Origin of the sequence: Aneurinibacillus aneurinilyticus ATCC 12856 (assembly GCF_000466385.1) — a bacterium.
Taxonomy (GTDB): Bacteria; Bacillota; Bacilli; order Aneurinibacillales; family Aneurinibacillaceae; genus Aneurinibacillus; species Aneurinibacillus aneurinilyticus.
Window position 1 is genome coordinate 1 of sequence record NZ_KE952851.1, and the last position, 3,787, is coordinate 3,787.

6 protein-coding genes are annotated in these 3,787 nt (G+C 36.5%); 3 read left to right on the plus strand and 3 right to left on the minus strand.

Annotated elements, in window-relative coordinates:
* Window positions 1–228: hypothetical protein (locus HMPREF0083_RS29075; protein ID WP_040303721.1), on the plus strand; the 228-nt coding region annotated here is incomplete at its 5' end.
* A gap of 97 nt (window positions 229–325) precedes the next feature.
* Here the strand turns inward: HMPREF0083_RS29075 and HMPREF0083_RS18500 are convergent.
* Window positions 326–508, minus strand: coding sequence for a hypothetical protein (locus HMPREF0083_RS18500; protein ID WP_040303730.1), 183 nt, complete (start codon window positions 506–508; stop codon window positions 326–328).
* Window positions 509–777: 269 nt separating this feature from the next.
* On the opposite strand from HMPREF0083_RS18500, the gene HMPREF0083_RS18505 reads away from it, so the two are divergent.
* Window positions 778–1,188 (plus strand): YjdF family protein, encoded by a 411-nt coding sequence (locus tag HMPREF0083_RS18505; RefSeq protein ID WP_040303733.1) that lies wholly within the window; start codon window positions 778–780, stop codon window positions 1,186–1,188.
* A gap of 218 nt (window positions 1,189–1,406) precedes the next feature.
* Here HMPREF0083_RS18505 and HMPREF0083_RS18510 read toward each other — a convergent pair whose 3' ends face one another.
* Entirely contained in the window at window positions 1,407–2,048 is a 642-nt protein-coding gene (locus tag HMPREF0083_RS18510) for a hypothetical protein (RefSeq protein WP_021623185.1), read from the minus strand.
* Between the two features lie 156 nt (window positions 2,049–2,204).
* On the opposite strand from HMPREF0083_RS18510, the gene HMPREF0083_RS18515 reads away from it, so the two are divergent.
* On the plus strand, window positions 2,205–2,630 hold the full coding sequence (locus tag HMPREF0083_RS18515) for a hypothetical protein (RefSeq protein WP_021623186.1): 426 nt from the start codon (window positions 2,205–2,207) through the stop codon (window positions 2,628–2,630).
* A gap of 307 nt (window positions 2,631–2,937) precedes the next feature.
* Here the strand turns inward: HMPREF0083_RS18515 and HMPREF0083_RS18520 are convergent.
* A partial coding sequence (locus HMPREF0083_RS18520) for a helix-turn-helix domain-containing protein (RefSeq protein ID WP_021623187.1) occupies window positions 2,938–3,787 on the minus strand: 850 nt, incomplete at its 5' end.

Here is a 3,787-nt window from a genome sequence, read left to right on the forward strand (position 1 = left end):
TCACTGGTGCTGTCACCTTCACGTTTAGAAGTGGAAGACTTCTTTCGGAGGGAAGTTAAAAATCCCTCGTTAATCCGAGGAAATCCTGTCTATTTATATGTTACATTAAGAGTGCTGATTATACAGTCACCACAACGCGGCTGTATGATTTCGTTGCGGGAAAAGGCGGGGAAACACGTCACGCGTGCACCTTTTTTCTTCCACCTTATGGATAATCAACAGGCGTGATTTAAGATGAAAAACTCCGCTAAGGCGAAGCGGGGTTCTGTTTATATGCATAGTGTTGGGCGATTCGATAGAATTCTGTTACTATCTATTAGGCTCATTACTTTGTTTTTTCACTGTTCTTATTTCTCATCAAATAATAAACCAGTAGTACTACACTGACACTAACAGAGATACTAACTATCAACCTTGTCGTCTGCTCTGGAATAATATAGCTCCATAAGACACTTAAAATACTAACAATAACTGCTGAAATAAGAGCTTTTTTCTTGTTAGTGTTCATACACTTCCTCCCTTTCACTTCTTAAATCCTATTATATACATAAAATACAATAATACGGATAAACATCTTTATTCCTATCCAATAATTTCTCTTTTGCAAACAGGTTATTCTTTATGCAATTTTAGAATTAATTTCTTATAATAGAATATGAAGTGTAAAATCACAGATCGGTTGGTAGTCCGGTCGCATTAGCATATCAGCTAATGTCAGTAACCTTCCCCCCTCGGGATGTCCATCACTTCATTAATTTTTATGGAGGGGGATGCTTCGTGCGATTAACAGTTTATTTTGATGGTCAATTCTGGATTGGTGTTACCGAATTTAAGGAAAGCAGTAAAATGAAGGCTTGCCGCTATATTTTCGGTAAAGAACCGAAAGACGTTGAGATTTTAGACTTTGTACGTCATATGATGATTCCACTGTTAGATAAAGTGTCGGCGTCCACGGAAGTTGAAGAAAAACAAGAGCGGCGCATCAATCCGAAACGAATGGCCCGACTGGCTGCAAAGGAAGTCGAGAACCGGGGGATTTCTACGCAGGCACAAGAAGCATTACGACTGGAATTAGAAGGTCGCAAAAAAGCAAGAAAATCTCTGTCTCGTCAACAACGTGAAGAGATGAAAGAAAGAAAACGCGCTCTAAAAATACAGAGGGCAAAACAAAAGCATCGGGGTAGATAGCTTTTATCTCGGAAATCCCCTTGTTAGCAAGGGGATTTCATCTTAGTAGGCAAAAGTAAACGTTTGGAATGAATACTACTTGCTTTAGAAAAAAAGCAAGAATAAAAATAAGGATTATTTATATAACAACAGGTATAAAGCCGCCCAGTTCTAGACGGCTTTGATTTAATATTGAATTTTAATGCTAGAGCGCAACTTTATCTTATTAAAGATTCTACTTATTGATGCGGAATGTTAAGCCATGCTTGTTCTGTGTTCCAAGGCGCATTATAAGATCTAGATTGGAACCGGTATTGCTTTGTTTCCTGACTTGGAATTTTGACATCAGAATCAAATGTTACATAATGAATCCAAGCATCTACAATACGATCTCCGTCATAGTCAACAGAGTCAGTTTTCCAAATATAATCAGGATTAGAAAATGTAATTTGCTCATCTCCTAACCATTGGGTATCTGAACCGTTTCCTTCTTCGAATGTGACAACTTGTGAAAGACCTTTAATTGGTTTTGAAGTAGAAATTTGGCCGTCAATGGCTTGGTGACTAGCTCCTCCATCCCAAACAATTCCAAGAATATATAAGTCTGTCACAGGTTTAGCTGGGCCATATGTACCAATTGATGATGATTGTTGATTTTCATGCTCTTTCGCTTCTGCTCTAAGCTTAGCTGCTTCCTCGTTTGTTACTTCTTTTATTACTAGATTAGGATGCTTCTTTTTTAAATCTTCTTTAAAACTTGCAACAACATCTGATCTGTCAATATTCTTTAAAGAATCAGTAGGTTCAGCAGCTTGAGCAATACTTGAAACACCGAGACACATTAAAGCAGACAAAATGGATAACTTAATTTTCTTTTTCATACTCTTCCCTCTTCCTAAAATTTTATTAAAGTGTACACAATCAAATTGTAATATTTTTACAATGTAAAATAAAGTATTAAAAATCCACAAAATACTAAAATTACAAATTTTGTTTCCGATAATAGAAAGTGAATAAAAAAGGAAGGAGGAGGAAAAATGAGTGTAAATTCTACTTATTTCAACAATTGCTCTGAATTTGAGATGAGAGCTGCTTATTGTACTGCAAGATTCATGTACGGATATCAGGGGAAGTTTGAAGAGTTTGATGATGCTATGAAGAACGCAAAAGAACCTGTTAATCCAGCCAATGTAAAACAGATATCCGCCAAAGAATCAGCTCAAAAAATTGCAATGGGTACGAGTGAATCTTTGGTTAGACTAGCTGAACGAGGAGCGGAATTAGGTTTATGGGACGATAACTTCTATCAGCAACGAATAAACCGACTAAAGCAGCGTTCCCAAAGAAATAGTCACCTTTCCGAAGAAGAAAGAAGTGCTAATCAAAATGTACAGCTTTCTCAATTTTTAATTGAGAACAGAAGGCGAGCTGCTGCAACCATGTATGAACAAAATATGTTTTAGTATACTTTGCCCTAGAAGAGTTTAAAGTCTCTGTCGTATTTAGAGATATAGCTTATCACAAAAATCGAGCCGCCCTATCTAGGACGGCTTTTTATCTCATAAAGAAATGAACCCTCGGCATTGTAATTATTATAGCAGCGATACTAGCGATTATTCTCGTTGTTTGTTCAATAACAATTTCATTAATTCAAGGGTGTGTCATTAATTAAAAAGATTAGTATAGCGACAGTCACGACTGAAATAAGTGCCTTTTTCGAGCTTTTATTCACCGAACCCCTCCTTTAAAATAAAAACTCCCTAAACAAGATTAGCTTAAGTAGCTCATTTCCTCATCTATGTAAGAAACAAAATCTGAATTGTTCTGTAGTTGAAAAATGCTTCGGGCTTTACAAAAATATACAATTGCTTCTTTCTTTTGACCTAGCTTCATTAAATTGTAGCCGTGTTGAAATGTTAATTCCCCATACAAATAGAAAGATTCGTATTGAAGGCATAGCTTACTTCCTCTTTCACAATGCTGAATCGAATCAGCATAAGCCTCTTCAAACGATAGAAACTTGGCCAAGCTATACAGCAATCTAATTTCTATATGTACATCCTTTTTGCAGGATAAATTTTCCAAATGTACCATTGCTTTTTCTAAAGTTTCAATCGCTCTTTTATGCTGGCCTACTTCGCTATGTAAAATAGCTATGCTGTTCAAAATCTCAATCTCGCGTTCTGAATAGGCATTATTGCCGGTTTCACTTAAATTAAGTGCTTCTTGCATAAGACTCATGGCTTTTTCGATATCTGCTTGTATGTAGTATGTACAGATTCCTTTATGCCAAAGCAGGAATTGCTTAAAGGTAGGCGTTTGAAATAATGGGTTCTTCATTTCTATCTTGATTATCTCTTCTACTTCATGATAACTTCGCTCCCGAATGGATTTGCGTACTTGATACATAACTTCCTCTATATACGTGAGACTCGGTGTCTCCGCATAATGAAAGAAATAATTCACATCGAGCCCTAGTTTTTTTGCGATCTTATATAGAATATCTGCTGAAGGGATATGTTCCCCCTTTTCAATTCGACTAATCAATCCCTGAGTACAGATTCCACTTGCAATTTCCTCTTGTGTTATTTTTAACTTCCCTCCGAAAGAAGTCTCCCAC

What these genes read in the sequence shown, in the direction of transcription:
- HMPREF0083_RS18515 (WP_021623186.1), top strand. Translation starts at nt 2,205, where the DNA reads ATGAGTGTAAATTCTACTTATTTCAACAATTGCTCTGAATTTGAGATG.
- HMPREF0083_RS18500 (WP_040303730.1), bottom strand. Translation starts at nt 508, where the DNA reads ATGAACACTAACAAGAAAAAAGCTCTTATTTCAGCAGTTATTGTTAGT.
- HMPREF0083_RS18510 (WP_021623185.1), bottom strand. Translation starts at nt 2,048, where the DNA reads ATGAAAAAGAAAATTAAGTTATCCATTTTGTCTGCTTTAATGTGTCTC.